We start from the raw sequence: 13,884 nt of genomic DNA on the forward strand, positions 1-13,884 counted from the left end.
GGAAAGAAATCAACAACATTTAGCCGTTGGAACGGGCGCGGGCATCCTTCTCAACAGCAGCCCACAGGGAGTCCAGGGAAGCCTGGACGGACGGCAGGGCTTCCTTCACGGGAACGCCCGGTTTCCCGTGGCCAAAGAGGTAGTATTTGATCTTGGGTTCCGTTCCGGAGGGGCGCACCGCAAAGCTGCGCCCGTCCGCCAGGTCCACAAAGATCATCTTTTCCGCGGGGATGGGGTCGCCTTCCGCATCCACCATGTCTCCCCTGGAGAAGTCCCGGATGCCGCTGACGGCCACGCCGTCCACTTCCGTGGGAGGGTTGGAGGAGTAGGAGGCGGACAGGGCGGCGATTTTTGCCGCGCCGTCCGCGCCTTCCATGACCAGGGACTTGCCCATTTCCAGATACACGCCGAACTTTTCAAAGAGTTCATGCAGCAGTTCCAGCAGGCTCTTGCCGACGCTTTCCGCGTAGGCCGCCAGTTCCGCAAAGATGATGGCGGCGGAGTTGGCATCCTTGTCGCGCACGAAGTCCTGGGCCAGGTAGCCGTAGCTTTCCTCCCCGCCGAAGACGAAGTAACGGCTGTATTCCAGCCGCAGGGCGCGCGTCTGCGCTTCACTCATCTTCCGGTAGTCTTTCCGTTTTTCCGCCGGAATGGCCTCTTCATATTTACCCAGCTTCTGGGCGATGTACTTGAAGCCCGTGAGCACGTTGACCACTTCATAGCCGAAGTGGTGGCCGATGGCGTCCTGAAGGCCCGTCGTCACAAAGGTTTTCACCATTACGGCGCGGGAACGGTTGGAATCATTAATGATGCCCAGGTCAGACATGCTCATGCAGCGGTACCATGCCAGCAGGGAGCCGATCTGGTTACCGGTCAGCAGGTGCATTTTTCCGTCTTCCCCGCGCACGGCCACGCCCATGCGGTCCGCGTCCGGGTCCGTGGCAATGACGATGTCCGCGCCGGAGGCGTCCGCCTGTTCAATGGCAAGCGCCAGGGCTGGCGGATTTTCCGGGTTGGGGGAGGCCACCGTCGGGAAGCGGCCGTCCTGCACGTCCTGCGCCGCCACGGTCTGCACGTTGCAGCCCAGTTCCTTCAGCAGGGGCACGATGATGTGGCCACCCGTGCCGTGCAGGTTGGAGTAAACGATTTTGGCCCCGCCCTTGCTGAAGAGTTCCGGACGGAGCAGCACGCTTTTCAGGCGGTCCATGTACACGCGGTCAAAGGAGGCGCCCAGCACATGGAGGGAGCCGCGCTGGTTTTCCGGCAGCGGTTCATATTCTTCAGAGGTCAGGGAGTTCACTTCCGCAATCACGGCCTTGTCATGGGGAGGCACAAGCTGGGCGCCGTCGCTGAAATAGGCCTTGAAGCCGTTGTCATGGGAGGGGTTGTGGCTGGCGGTAAGCACCACGCCGGAATCCGCGTTCAGCTCACGGATGGCAAAGGAAACTTCCGGGGTGGCCCGGGGACTGTCAAACAGATAGATGTCACAGCCCAGGTCCGTGCCGATTTTGGCGCAGAATTCCGCAAAGTCCCGGGAGAAGTGGCGGGTGTCATGGCCGATGACCAGACGGGGCTTCCTGCCCGGGTCCGTGGCTTCCACATGCTTTTTCACGTAAATGATCAGGCCGCGCATGGCGCGCCCCACATTGAAATAGTTCATGCAGGCGGTGCCCACGCAGGGGTATTCCGGGCGGCCGTTCACGCCGCCGTTCCCTTCCTCCGCCTTCGTCACGATATTGCCGATGGTGCGGCCCCGCAGCCCTCCCGTGCCGAAAGCCAGGGTTTTGTAAAAACGGTCATTCAGTTCCTCCCAGTCCCCGGCGGAAGCCAGTTCTTCTACGGCCTCCCGCGCAATGGGGGATTTGGTTCCGGCCAGAAGAAGGCGGATATTGGTCAGGGAAGACTCCAAAAGCTTCCCCTCTTTAACGGCATTCGTCAGGGATTCATCCAGTGTATTCATGCTGGCGGAATAGTACATCATGGCTCTTGTTTGACAATAGCTCTTTCCATCATGGCCTGAGAAAAAACCGCCATAGGAGCCCAAATCCGGATACAGGAAAAAGTCTTCCGCGCGCTGCCTCCCCCCTGTTTAAAGGGATTGGCGGTCATACAATTCCCGGTACAGCGGGCAGGAGGCGTAAAGCTCCGCATGGGTGCCGTCTCCGACGATGCGGCCGCCCTCAAACACCAGGATGCGCGTGGCCACGCGGATGGAACTGAAGCGGTGGGCCACAATGAGGGCCGTCCGCCCTTCCACCAGGCGGTCCAGCTCATGCTGGATCTGGGCCTCGCTCTCCGCGTCCAGGGAGGCGGTGGCCTCATCCAGAATCAGGATGGGGGCGTCTTTCAGAAAGGCGCGGGCAATCGCCACGCGCTGGCGCTGGCCGCCGGACAAGCCGCTGCCTCCGTCGCCAAGCATGGTCTGGTAGCCGTCCGGCATGCCCATGATGAAACCGTCCGCGGCGGCGGCGCGGGCCGCCTCCATCACTTCCTCATCCGTAGCGTCCTGCCGCCCCATCCGGATATTTTCCATGATGGTGCCGTGGAACAGCACGGGATGCTGGGAAACGAAGGCGATGTTCTTGCGCACGTCATGCAGGGAAGCATCCCTTACATCCACCCCGTCCAGGCGCAGGGCGCCGGAACTTACGTCGTAAAACCTGGGCAGAAGACTGGCAAACGTGGTCTTTCCGGCCCCGCTGGGGCCTACTAGGCCCACCACTTCTCCGGGGCGGATATGAACGTCAATGCCGTCCAGCACCTTGCGCGCGCCGTCATAGGAGAAGGAAACGCCGTCATAGTCCAGACGCCCGGTGGCGCGCCCCAGCGGAACGGGGTCTGCGGCCTCCGGCATGGTGTCCGGCTCCTTCAGCAGGTAGTTGATGCGTTCCAGGGAGGCGTGCGCGCTTTTCAGGTTGGTCAGCGTCACGCCCAGGCGCTTGAGGGGATCGTAGCACATGAACAGGGCCGCCGCCAGAGCCGTGAAGTCAGCCTTGGTGATGCCCATTTCATGGCCCCTCACCAGCAGGATGCCCAGGCCGAGCGCCGTCACCATTTCCAGCACCGGCACCAGGAAGTGCCTGTACTTCACCGTTCTGAGGTTGATCCGGAAGAACCGCTGGATGAGTCCCAGGAAGAGGCCCACCTGCTGTTCCTGCATGCCGTAGGAACGGATTTCACGCTGGGACGCCAGGTTTTCCTGCGCAGCGGCCGTGATATTGCCCAGCTCATCCTGAGCCTGCTTGGCCTTCTTCATCACGCGGCGGCCAAAGAAGCGGATGGGCCACACCGCCAGGACAATGAGCCCCAGGTTCATCAGGACCACCGCCGTATTCGGGTCCACAAAAACCTTGTACACCAGGAACGCCAGGGCGGTCAGCAGGGTAAGCGGCTGCTTGATGATGTCATTGGCCGCTATGACCAGGCCCCCCTGCACATTGGCGGCGTCATTGATGAGGCGGCTGATCAGGTCCCCCCGCTTCTGGCGGTCTATGAAGGAGAGGGGCAGCGCCTGCAGCTTGGAAAAGGCGTCCAGCCGGATTTCCTCCAGCACCTTCATGCTGACGATGCTGATCCAGTAAACGTTGAAAAACGTGCCTATGCCCCGGATGGCGAAGACCAGGGGCAGCAGGGAGCAGACGGCCACGAGGATGGCAATGTGCATGTGCTCCGGGTCCACCATGCGGGCCAGAATGTCCTGAAACTGCGGCGGAATCTGGGTATTGTCAAACACCACCGGGAACACCTTGGCGATCATCAGCGGAAAGCCGAACCCGCTGGCCGCGGCGGCCAGGGCCCCGGCGGCCAGCGCGGCGATGAAGAGCTTCATCACCGGCTTCAAATACCGCGCGTATTCCAAAAACTGTCTTAACATGAAGCGCCTCCTTCCTCTTCCGCAACCATCTGCTGCTTGTTGTAAAGTTCCCGGTACAGGGGGGAGGAACCCATGAGTTCCTCATGCGTTCCATCCGCAACGATGCTTCCCTTCTCCAGCACCAGAATGCGGTCCGCCATGCGGATGGTGCTGAACCGGTGGGCAATGATGAAGGCCGTGCGGCCGGAAGCCAGTTTTTCAATTTCCTTCTGGATAAGCTCTTCGCTCTTCATGTCCAGGGAGGCCGTGGCTTCATCCAGCACCAGGATGGGCGCGTTTTTCAGGAAGGCCCTCGCCAGGGAAACGCGCTGCCGCTGTCCGCCGGAGAGCCCTTCCCCCATTTCCCCGATCATGCGGGCATACCCTTCCCCCGTTTCATTGATGAAGCTGTCCACGGCGGACATGCGCCCGGCTTCTTCCACCTCCGCATCGGAAGCCTCCGGACGGCCTATGCGGATGTTGTCCGCTACGGACCCGCGGAACAGCACGGGGAACTGGGAAACCAGCGCAATGTGGGAAAGCAGGTCCTTCTTTCCCATTTCCCGCACGTCAATGCCGTCCACCTTCACGCTGCCGGAGAGCACGTCGTAAAAGCGGCACAGAAGATTGATGAACGTCGTTTTCCCGGCGCCGCTGGGACCGACCAACGCCACCACCTGCCCCGCCGGAATGCGGATGTCAATGTTCTTCATGACGGGGGCATCCTCCTGGTAGCCGAAGCACACGTTGCTGAACTCCACTTCCCCCTTCCATTCCTCCGGGCTCTTCGGGTTCTCCGGTTCCGGAACGTCGTCCGGCGCGTCCAGCACATGGTTGATGCGTTCCAGCCCGGCGTTCAGGGTTTCCGCCTTGTTGTGGACGGCCCCCAGCTTTTTGACCGGTTCATAGCAAAGATACATGGCCGTAGCCAGCGCGGCGAAGTCCCCCATATTCATGCCGTTCATGTTGCCGACAAACAGGGTGGCGCCCATGGCGATGGCGCTGACGAATTCAATGAGGGGAGTCAGCAGGCTCTGCCACCTGACCGCACTGATGGAAGCCTGGATGTAGCGGTGAATCCTGCTCCTGAATAGCCCGATCTGCTGCTGTTCCAGTTCAAAGGCGCGGATGTCCCGCTGGGAGGAGAAGTTTTCCTGAAGCGTGGAGGAAAGGTCCCCCTGGCTGGACTGAACCACCCGCGCGCGGGCAAGCATTTTCTTGCCGATGTAGCGGATGGGGATCACGCAGACGCCCACCAGCAGCATGTTCGCCAGCAGAATCAGGAATTGCTGGCTCACGGAGGCCCGGTAAATCAGGAAGCCCAGCGCGGCCAGAAGCGTCAGGGGCTGGATAATCAGGTCATTGGCAATCTGCACCAGCCCCCCCTGGAGGAACTGGGTATCCTGCATCAGGCGGCTCAGCAGGTCGCCCTTCTGCTGGCGGTCATGAAAGGCCAGGGATAAATCCTGGTACTTACGGTACACCTTGAGCCGCAGCGTTTCCAGAACGCCCAGGCCTATCTTGGAGAGCAGGTAGACATTAATGAAGGAAGACACGCCCTTGACCACCACCACCAGCGGCAGCATGGCTGCCGTGGCCCACACCGTGACCCAGGGCAGGTTTTCCGGCTTCACATACCACAGGAGGACGCGTTCCGCCCACGGGGGGAGCGGCTTTCCGTCAAAGATCACGGGAAACATTTCCTGCAAAATCACCGGAACGCCAAAGCCGCTGGCGACAGCGGCCACCATGCCGCCCATCACAGCCCACACCAGCGTGCCTTTATAAGGGAGAAGATATTCGCGCCACAGAGCCACGGCGCGCTGCATGGAGGATTCCTGCCCCTGTGTTGACTGTTTCCTCATAAGTAATTCCGGATTGATGCGCCCGGGAACGGACGGCGCGCAATCGGGGCAGATCATACCATGAAGACCATGGATGACAAGCTCCTTGCGATAAAAAACTCCGCAGGAACGGTCCCGCGCATCCCGGCTTGCCCGGCTCCCCGGAATGGTCTAACCTGCCGGGGCATGCTGAAAACAGGACTGATCCAGCCGGAAACCATTCCCGGCCACTTTCCCCGGAACCTCAGAACCATCGTGGAACTGTACCGTTCCTGCCTGGACGGCGGGGCGGAGCTGGTGCTCTGCCCGCCTCTGGCCCTCAGCGGCATGCACACCGGGAAACTGGCCCTGCGCGACGGCTTCCGGTCCCAGCACCGGGCGGCCCTGGCCTATCTGGCAAAGGAGATCGCGGATGTTCCGCTGGTGCTGGGAGCGGCGGACGAGGAAGGCCTTCGCTTCCACCTGCTCCGGAACGGCCGTTCCTTTCCGCAGGAGACCGTTATCCCCCATTCCGCATCCTGCACGGGCTCCGTCCCCGTCTCCGGCATCTTCCGGAACACGGGGGAGGCCGGATTTTCCATCTTCCCCTGGGCGCCTTCCTCCCCCGTCCCCTGCCTGCTGCTGCGCACGCCTTCCGGCGCATGGCGTGCAGGACTGCTGGAACAGGAGGAAGAGGAGGAACGCCGTCTGACACAGGCAACGGGACTTCCCGTGTTCACCTCACGCCTGGCCGGGGGGGAGGGTTCTTTCCTGCTTCCCGGCGCGTCTTCCGCCTGGTCCGGGAACGGAAGCTTCCTGGGCAGGCTGCGCCTCTTTGAGCGGGATTCCGCCGTCATCTCTGCGGAAGCTCCCGTGCATCAGGCCTTTTCCCTGCCCGCGCCGGAAGAACAGCTGCGGCACGCCCTCCGGAAAGGCATGGCGGATTTCATCCAGAAAACCGGGCACGTCTCCGCCTGCCTGAACCTGCTGGAAAGCCCCTCTTCCCCCCTGCTGGCCCATTTGTCAAAAGAAGCGCTGCCCTCCCTGAAGATAACGGGGCTTATTCCCCGCCTTCCCGGCGCTCCGGAACGGGACCTTGCGCGGGCGCGAGCCCTGGCGGACAAGCTTGGCATCCATGCCAGGGAATGGACTTTCCCGTCACCTACGGCAGGCGAGGGACCGGAGGGGCATTTCACAGCCATGTGGAGCATGCGCCAGTGGGCGCAGGAGGAGGGGGCGCTGCTGCTTTCCGCCCTGAATGGAACGGACGTCATGACGGATTCCCCGCTTCTTCCGGGAGCCCTGGCCGCAGACTTCATGCCGCTGGGTGATTTATATGAGACGGAACTGGCGGACCTGTTCCCCGGCCTCCTCACCCCCGCGCCGGAGGCAGCCATGCGGGACGGCCTCCTGATACGCCTGCACCGGAACCATGAATCCGCTACGCCGCTGGCGGACAGGCTCCCGGAACGGGAGCAGGAAATCCGCCGCCTGCAGCGGCGGGCCCGGGCCTCCGAATGGATACGGCGGAAACTGCCTCCGCGCCTCCTGCTGCGCTCCGCTCCCGACGAACCGGAAACGCCTTACGTCCACCGCCTGATGGATTGACGCGGCGCCTTCCTTTTCTCCCCGTGGCGCACATTGCGCTTGCTCTTGCAGCGGAAGAAGTGATTAGTAGGAGCCATGCAATTCTATTTAGCCACCATGGTCGGCCGCGCCGCCCTGAGGCTGGTTGACCGCCTGGGGTCAATCGGATTGCTGCTTTACCAAGTGGCTGCCTGCATGTGGTCCGGCAAGTTCCGGATGCGCGTTCTTGTGGAGCAAATTGCAAAAATCGGGGTGCAGTCCCAGCCGGTGGTCATCATCACCGGAGCCTTCACCGGAGCCGTGCTGGAAGCCCAGACGCTCTTTCAGCTCCAGACGGTGAGGATGGAGACCATGGGCGGGGCCGTCGTCGCCGTGGGCATGTTCCGGGAACTGGGGCCCGTCATCACCGGGCTGATGCTGGCGGGCCGCGTGGGGTCCGCCATGGCGGCGGAAATAGGCACCATGAAAGTCACGGAACAGGTGGACGCGCTCAACTCCATGAACGTGGACCCGGTGGACTACCTGGTGAAACCCCGCATTCAGGCCATGCTCATTTCCATGCCTATCCTGATGATGGAAGCCGTGCTGGTGGGCATCGCGTCCGCCTACATCGTCAGCATTACGTCCTTCAACGTGGACCAGGCCTACTGGATGCACTTCATGAGCAAATTCGTCACCATGGGGGATATCATCGTGGCGCTTGTGAAGGCACTGGTCTTCGGTCTCATCATCTCCACCATTTCCTGCCGGGAGGGCCTGAGCACCACGAACGGTGCCGTGGGCGTGGGCAAATCCACCATGCAGGCCATGGTATACGCCTCCGTGGCCCTTCTCATCGCCAACTTCATCCTGACCATGATTCTCAACTCCATCTTCCCCATGGGGTTCATGAGATAACCTGCCCGCGCCGCCATGCAGCCGTTCATCCGCGTTCATCAGCTCAGACAAAGCTTCGGCACCCAGGAGGTGCTGAAGGGCGTGAGCTTTGACGTGGAAAAAGGGGAGCTGATGGCTTTGATCGGCGGGTCCGGCGCGGGAAAAAGCGTCATCCTGAAACATCTGGACGGCCTGATGGACCCGTTGGGCGGCTATGTGGACATAGACGGCAGACGCATCAGCGGCGCGCCGGAAAAAATCAAGAAGGAAATCCGCGGCAAAATAGGCTTCATGTTCCAGCAGGGGGCCCTCTTCGACTCCCTCACCGTGGGGGAAAACGTGGCCTTCCCCCTGCGGGAGGAGGGAATCAGTAACGAAACGGAGCTGGACGCCCGCATTTCCGCCGCCCTGGACTCCGTGGGACTGCTGGGCCAGCAGGAAAAAATGCCGGCCAGCCTTTCCGGCGGCATGATCAAGCGCGTGGCCGTAGCCAGGGCCATCGTCATGACTCCGGAATGCCTGTTGTATGACGAGCCCACCGCTGGCCTGGACCCCATCGTCACGGACAGCATCAGCTTCCTCATCCGGCAGATATGCAAGGACCAGGGAATCACCACCGTCATTGTCTCCCATGACATGCCCAGCGTGATCCGCATTGCGGACAAAATCGTCTATCTCAGAGACGGGGAGGTCTACTGGACGGGAACCCCGGAAGAACTCCTGCATTCCAGGGATGAAGTCCTGCAACGGTTCCTGTACGGGGATTCCGGGGAAGACTGGACTGCCCTGACCGGCAGGCATGAAAACTTTCAACGGGTTCTGCTGGAACGGGCGGAACGTGAACGGAAACAATAACCATTTTACCACAGCGCCATGAAGCAGAAAATTAAGCCGGAAACCTGGGTGGGCATCTTCCTGATTGCCGGAATCCTGATGATCATCGGCGTCATCCTGGGGTTCGGCAATATCAAGACCTCCAAGGAACAGACCTACCCCATCAACATCATCTTCAAGGATGCGGCGGGCCTCATCAAGGATTCCCAGCTGCGCCTGGGCGGCGTGACGGTGGGCAAGGTCACCAAGGCTCCGGAACTGCTGCCCTCCGGCAATGAAGTCATGCTGGAAGCCAATATCCAGAGCGACGTGAAAATCCAGGAAGGCTCCGTCTTCCGCGTGGACATGCAGAACATCCTGGGAGACAAGTACATTGACATCGTTCCCCCCGCCCATCCCACACGTAACTACATTGAACCCCACGCCACGGTCATTGGACAAGCGGAAAGCGACTTCAGCAAGCTTAAGAACAACGCCGTGGGCGCTACGGAGGAAATCCTGAAAATCCTCAAGCAGATTGAGAAGAATTCCGACAACATTGACGATGCCATTCTCAACATCGGGGAGGCGGCCAAAGGACTTGCCCAGACCACCAAACTGATCAATGAAGGCATCCTGAGCCAGGAAAACCTCCGGCACCTCGCCAACGTGCTCTCTCAAATGGACAAAGCGGGCGAACAGCTTCCCGACACGATGGCGGCCATGAAGGACACCGTGCAGGACGCGCGCAGGATCATTGCCGGGGCGGAAGAAAAGCTCAACCGCCTGGACCCCGCCATCAAGGAAATCCCGCCCACGCTGACCGCCTTGCGCAAGGCGTCCGAACAAATCGCCTCCGTTACGGCGGACGCGCGCAGGAACCAGGGCTTCCTGGGGCTACTCCTCTACGATGCCCGTTTCCGTTCCAATGCCCAGGAATTCATCCGCAACCTGAGGGATTACGGCATCCTGCGCTACCGGAACCCGAACGAACCCCAGGTCAAGCCGGACCCCCGCGGCGGTTTTTCAGGAAGCCGCCGCTGAGGAACGCGAACAATTCCGGGTGAAGCCGCTTTACACACTTGCCAATAGTGTGGAGCGTGCTAAATAATCCCTAATGTGAGAGGCGAAAACATGTAAGCCGACATGTTTTTCAACAGGAACCAACCCTTAATACTCTAATCAACCATGCAAGACAAACAAACCGAACTTGAACCTACCGCAGCAGCAAATGAAACCAGCTGCACCTGCCCTTCCGCACGCGAGCTTGCCGTTACCAGATTTCAACAGGCCAGAGCCTTCGCCGCGGCTAAAGTGAACCACATCCGCAAAGCGGCTACGGAACAGGCATCTACCATCCGTGACTACGCCCAGGAAAAGGGTGAAGTCATCCGTGACAAGGCCAAGCACTTCCATGAAGCAGGCGAAGAATACGTGAAGGAAAAACCTACCCAGTCCGTGCTGATCGCCATGGGCGTGGGCCTTCTCATCGGCATGCTCATCCGCCGCCGTTAACCCCTCATGATGCGTCATGCGCCCCGGCGCATGACGCCCCCACCCCTTTCAAGCCGAGCCATGGGACTGATTGACAAACTCAAGCGCACCTTCGTCACCCCCGTTGTGGAGGAAAAGGAAGAAGGAGCGGCCATGGTGCGGTCCCTCCGTGAAACCGGAGCGGCGGCGCTGGCCCATGTGGAAGCACTGGCCGCCCTGCTCAAGCTGGAACTGGAGGAAGCGTCCAAAAGGCTGGGCAAAAAAATGGCCCTGCTCCTGCTGGGCGCCTTCATGGCCGTCTTCGGCTATCTTTTCCTGTGGTGCCTGCTGACCATGGTCATGGCTTACTTCTGGGGAATCATCGCCGGACTGGCCGTAACCACCGGATTCCACCTGCTGGCGGCTGCCGTGGCGCTCATCCTCTTCAGCCGCACCCATGTTACGCCCATCGCCCCGGCGACGGCGGAAGAACTTAAAACGGATTTATCATGTCTGCAAATGGCTCTCAAGAAAAGCTCGCACTCCTGATGCGGGTGGCTTCCTCCCGGCTGGATATCGTCAATGAGGCGGATTTTCTGGCGGAAAAGACGCAGCAGCAGGCGGACCACTTCCGGCGGCTGAAAAAAAGGGCCATGTCCCTGCCCGTGATCGGTTCCATTGTGGGCACCGTGGGCGGCATTCTCCTGATCCGGATGTTCACGGGTAAAAAAAGCCGTCCGGCTCCCCAGCCGCGTGCGCATTCTTCCGGAAGCTGGATCAACTCCCCCATCTTCCGCTTCATCATTGAAATCCTGATTACCCTGGCTTTCCCTTCCCTGAAAAAAATGGGCTTTGACATGGCCGGTAAAAAAATTTTCAGCCTGTTTAAATAACAGGCTCCCCTTCCTTGCGTAAATACCGGAATTCCCGCTGGACCATTTCAGAAAGCATTCTGCTGGCGCCCCGCCATACCGGGGCATTTTTCCCGCCCGGACTGCCTTGGCCGTGAAGGGAGGAGCTCCCAGGAACCGAAGAGTACAGCAGGCTGAAAAGGCGCGATCGGGAACGCGTTTTCTTCCGGTCTCCACAGTCTTCCGCCCCTCCCTTTTCCTTAAAACCGCGCTTCCTGCCGCGATCCTGGAAGAACGGGCGCACAGAAATCGTTTCCCTATCATTTTTTGCTGGTCATAAAAGCCCCGTTTTCGTTAGTATGTAGCTTTATCAGTTTGCTGCATTCACAACATGAGCGAATACATTTTGCCCCACGTCGACGGATATCTTAAGCTTGGACAGGACTTTGACTGTTCCGATATCCACCTTGCCGTCAACAGCCGCCCCACCTGGCGCCGGTTCGGCCAGCTTCTCCCCATCTGGGAGGAAGCGCCAAATCTCACGCCCCAGGACACGGAAGTTCTGGCGCGGGGCTTTCTGGAAGACCCGGAATGGAACCGCCTCCAGCAGAGGGGGGACGTGGACTTTGCCTACGCCAACGACTTCGGCCGCTACCGGGCTTCCGTAGTCAAGCAGCGCCTGGGTTATGACATCTGCTTCCGTATCATCAACACGCGGGTGCGCACCATGGAGGAAATCGGCCTGCCGACGGAATACGTGATACCCCTTACCCGCTACACCAACGGCCTCATTCTGGTGACGGGGTCCGTGGGTTCCGGTAAATCCACTACGCTGGCCTCCATCGTGGACTTCATCAACCAGGACCGCCACGACCACATCATCACGCTTGAAGACCCCATTGAATACCTGATCCCGTCCAAAAACTGCCACGTCAACCAGCGTGAAGTGCACAAGCACACGGAATCCTTCGCCCGCGCGCTCCGCGGCGCGCTCCGTGAAGACCCTGACGTCATCATGGTGGGTGAAATGCGCGACCTGGAAACCATCTCCCTGGCGCTTACGGCGGCAGAAACGGGCCACCTGGTGCTCGGCACCCTGCATACGGGTTCCGCAGCCCGCACGGTGGACCGCGTGCTGGACGTCTTCCCGGTGGAGCAGCGCGACCAGATCCGCATCATGGTCAGTGAATCCCTGCGCGGCATCATCTCCCAGCAGCTGGTTCCCAGGGCGGACGGCAACGGCCGCGCCCTGGCCATTGAAATGCTGGTCAATACGCCCGCCATTGCCAACTGCATCCGCGAAGGCAAGACCTTCATGATTCCCGGCTGCATCCAGACCGGGAAGGCCCAGGGCATGATCCTGATGGACGACTCCCTGAGAGCCCTGCACCAGGCAGGCCTCATCACCACGGACGACTGCCTCTTCCGCGCGGAAGACAAGACCATCATGAAATCCTTCCTGGGAATCAAGTAACCTTTAATCTTTGACACACTCCTGTTATGGCTGTTATCGACCAATACTTTAAATATCTCGTAGAAGCCGGCGGCTCCGACCTTCACCTCAGCGAAGGCCAGCCTCCGAAAATCCGCGTCAACGGGACTATCTCCGCCATTTCCGACGAGAATCTGGAAGGCCAGTCGTTCAAAAACCTTCTCGCGGAAATCTGTGACCCCCAGGCCTTCCAGAAATACCTGGAGGAAGGGGACCTGGACTTTGCCTATGAAATGGATGAAACCTCCCGCTTCCGCTGCAACTACTTCAGGCAGCAGCACGGCCTGGGAGCCGTTTTCCGTCTCATTCCCACCAAGATCGCCACGCTGGAAGAACTGGGCGTGCCCACCGTGGTGAAGGAATTCGCCCACATGAGGTCCGGCCTGGTGCTGGTCACGGGCCCCACGGGTTCCGGTAAATCCACTACCCTGGCCGCCATCATTGACTATATCAACAGCAATCAGTCACGGCACATCATCACCGTGGAGGAACCTATCGAATTCGTCCACCCCAATAAAAAATCCATCGTTACCCAGAGGGAGGTGCCCCTCCAGACGCCCTCCTTCGCGGACGGTCTGCGGGCTTCCCTTCGTGAAGACTCGGACATTGTGCTGGTGGGTGAAATGCGCGACCTGGAAACCATCTCCCTGGCCCTTACGGCGGCGGAAACCGGCCTTCTGGTGTTCGGCACCCTGCACACCAACAACGCCAGTAAGACGATTGACCGTATTATTGACGTCTTCCCGTCCGACCAGCAATCCCAGGTGCGCACCATGCTTGCGGGTTCCATCCGCGGCGTGGTGGCCCAGCTCCTGATGAAGCGCAGCGACAAGCCGGGACGCGTAGCCGTCAATGAAATCCTCTTTGCCACGCCCGCCGTGGCGAGCATCATCCGTGAAGGCGCCACGCAGAAAATCCCGGACGTCATCGTGGGCGGAAAATCCATGGGCATGCAATTCATGGATGACGCCATCTGGCAAAAACTCCAGCAGGGCATCGTCTCTCCGGAGGAGGCCTACATGAAGTGCATTGAAAAGAAGAGGTTCCGCAACTTCCTTCCTCCGGAATCCGTCCGTCTGGCAGACTCCGGCGGCGGAAACTAGGCCGGCCCCCCCT

Annotated in this window: 12 protein-coding genes; 9 read left to right on the forward strand and 3 right to left on the reverse strand. The window is 60.3% G+C overall.

What is annotated here, in order from left to right; genetic code table 11:
• Nucleotides 1-19: 19 nt before the first annotated feature.
• The 3 genes from ABGM91_RS00860 to ABGM91_RS00870 form a co-directional block, all read right to left on the reverse strand.
• A complete protein-coding gene (locus ABGM91_RS00860) occupies nt 20-1,981 on the reverse strand; it encodes a phospho-sugar mutase (protein ID WP_354832983.1) in 1,962 nt (653 codons plus the stop codon).
• 108 nt (nt 1,982-2,089) lie between these two features.
• Nucleotides 2,090-3,874 (reverse strand): ABC transporter ATP-binding protein, encoded by a 1,785-nt coding sequence (locus tag ABGM91_RS00865; protein ID WP_354832985.1) that lies wholly within the window; start codon nt 3,872-3,874, stop codon nt 2,090-2,092.
• Nucleotides 3,868-5,718 carry an ABC transporter ATP-binding protein gene (locus ABGM91_RS00870; RefSeq protein ID WP_215429023.1) on the reverse strand — a complete coding sequence of 617 codons (1,851 nt, stop codon included), beginning with the start codon at nt 5,716-5,718 and terminating at the stop codon, nt 3,868-3,870. The genes ABGM91_RS00865 and ABGM91_RS00870 overlap by 7 nt, the downstream gene beginning before the upstream one ends.
• A 165-nt stretch (nt 5,719-5,883) precedes the next feature.
• On the opposite strand from ABGM91_RS00870, the gene ABGM91_RS00875 reads away from it, so the two are divergent.
• The 9 genes from ABGM91_RS00875 (at nt 5,884) to ABGM91_RS00915 (ending at nt 13,871) form a co-directional block, all read left to right on the forward strand.
• A complete protein-coding gene (locus tag ABGM91_RS00875) occupies nt 5,884-7,284 on the forward strand; it encodes a hypothetical protein (protein ID WP_354832987.1) in 1,401 nt (466 codons plus the stop codon).
• A 75-nt stretch (nt 7,285-7,359) separates the two neighbouring features.
• Nucleotides 7,360-8,160, forward strand: coding sequence for an ABC transporter permease (locus tag ABGM91_RS00880; RefSeq protein ID WP_290566108.1), 801 nt, complete (start codon nt 7,360-7,362; stop codon nt 8,158-8,160).
• A 15-nt stretch (nt 8,161-8,175) separates the two neighbouring features.
• Nucleotides 8,176-8,994: an ATP-binding cassette domain-containing protein gene (locus ABGM91_RS00885; protein WP_215429020.1), complete on the forward strand. Its 819-nt coding sequence runs from the start codon at nt 8,176-8,178 to the stop codon at nt 8,992-8,994.
• Nucleotides 8,995-9,012: 18 nt separating this feature from the next.
• Nucleotides 9,013-9,996, forward strand: coding sequence for an MlaD family protein (locus ABGM91_RS00890; RefSeq protein ID WP_354832990.1), 984 nt, complete (start codon nt 9,013-9,015; stop codon nt 9,994-9,996).
• A gap of 144 nt (nt 9,997-10,140) precedes the next feature.
• Entirely contained in the window at nt 10,141-10,467 is a 327-nt protein-coding gene (locus tag ABGM91_RS00895; protein ID WP_290566111.1) for a hypothetical protein, read from the forward strand.
• A gap of 60 nt (nt 10,468-10,527) precedes the next feature.
• On the forward strand, nt 10,528-10,974 hold the full coding sequence (locus tag ABGM91_RS00900) for a phage holin family protein (protein ID WP_354832992.1): 447 nt from the start codon (nt 10,528-10,530) through the stop codon (nt 10,972-10,974).
• Nucleotides 10,974-11,318: a hypothetical protein gene (locus ABGM91_RS00905; RefSeq protein WP_354832994.1), complete on the forward strand. Its 345-nt coding sequence runs from the start codon at nt 10,974-10,976 to the stop codon at nt 11,316-11,318. Before ABGM91_RS00900 ends, ABGM91_RS00905 begins: the two co-directional genes overlap by 1 nt.
• Nucleotides 11,319-11,667: 349 nt before the next feature.
• Nucleotides 11,668-12,750, forward strand: a complete 1,083-nt coding sequence (locus tag ABGM91_RS00910; protein WP_215429015.1) for a type IV pilus twitching motility protein PilT — start codon at nt 11,668-11,670, stop codon at nt 12,748-12,750.
• 26 nt (nt 12,751-12,776) lie between these two features.
• Nucleotides 12,777-13,871, forward strand: coding sequence for a type IV pilus twitching motility protein PilT (locus ABGM91_RS00915; RefSeq protein ID WP_215429014.1), 1,095 nt, complete (start codon nt 12,777-12,779; stop codon nt 13,869-13,871).
• Nucleotides 13,872-13,884 lie beyond the last annotated feature (13 nt).

It is taken from the genome of Akkermansia muciniphila (assembly GCF_040616545.1).
Taxonomy (GTDB): domain Bacteria; phylum Verrucomicrobiota; class Verrucomicrobiia; order Verrucomicrobiales; family Akkermansiaceae; genus Akkermansia; species Akkermansia muciniphila_E.

Excerpts from the sequence above, each read along its gene's own strand:
- ABGM91_RS00860 (WP_354832983.1), bottom strand. The coding sequence starts at position 1,981 with ATGATGTACTATTCCGCCAGCATGAATACACTGGATGAATCCCTGACG.
- ABGM91_RS00865 (WP_354832985.1), bottom strand. The coding sequence starts at position 3,874 with ATGTTAAGACAGTTTTTGGAATACGCGCGGTATTTGAAGCCGGTGATG.
- ABGM91_RS00870 (WP_215429023.1), bottom strand. The coding sequence starts at position 5,718 with ATGAGGAAACAGTCAACACAGGGGCAGGAATCCTCCATGCAGCGCGCC.
- ABGM91_RS00875 (WP_354832987.1), top strand. The coding sequence starts at position 5,884 with ATGCTGAAAACAGGACTGATCCAGCCGGAAACCATTCCCGGCCACTTT.
- ABGM91_RS00880 (WP_290566108.1), top strand. The coding sequence starts at position 7,360 with ATGCAATTCTATTTAGCCACCATGGTCGGCCGCGCCGCCCTGAGGCTG.
- ABGM91_RS00885 (WP_215429020.1), top strand. The coding sequence starts at position 8,176 with ATGCAGCCGTTCATCCGCGTTCATCAGCTCAGACAAAGCTTCGGCACC.
- ABGM91_RS00890 (WP_354832990.1), top strand. The coding sequence starts at position 9,013 with ATGAAGCAGAAAATTAAGCCGGAAACCTGGGTGGGCATCTTCCTGATT.
- ABGM91_RS00895 (WP_290566111.1), top strand. The coding sequence starts at position 10,141 with ATGCAAGACAAACAAACCGAACTTGAACCTACCGCAGCAGCAAATGAA.
- ABGM91_RS00900 (WP_354832992.1), top strand. The coding sequence starts at position 10,528 with ATGGGACTGATTGACAAACTCAAGCGCACCTTCGTCACCCCCGTTGTG.
- ABGM91_RS00905 (WP_354832994.1), top strand. The coding sequence starts at position 10,974 with ATGCGGGTGGCTTCCTCCCGGCTGGATATCGTCAATGAGGCGGATTTT.
- ABGM91_RS00910 (WP_215429015.1), top strand. The coding sequence starts at position 11,668 with ATGAGCGAATACATTTTGCCCCACGTCGACGGATATCTTAAGCTTGGA.
- ABGM91_RS00915 (WP_215429014.1), top strand. The coding sequence starts at position 12,777 with ATGGCTGTTATCGACCAATACTTTAAATATCTCGTAGAAGCCGGCGGC.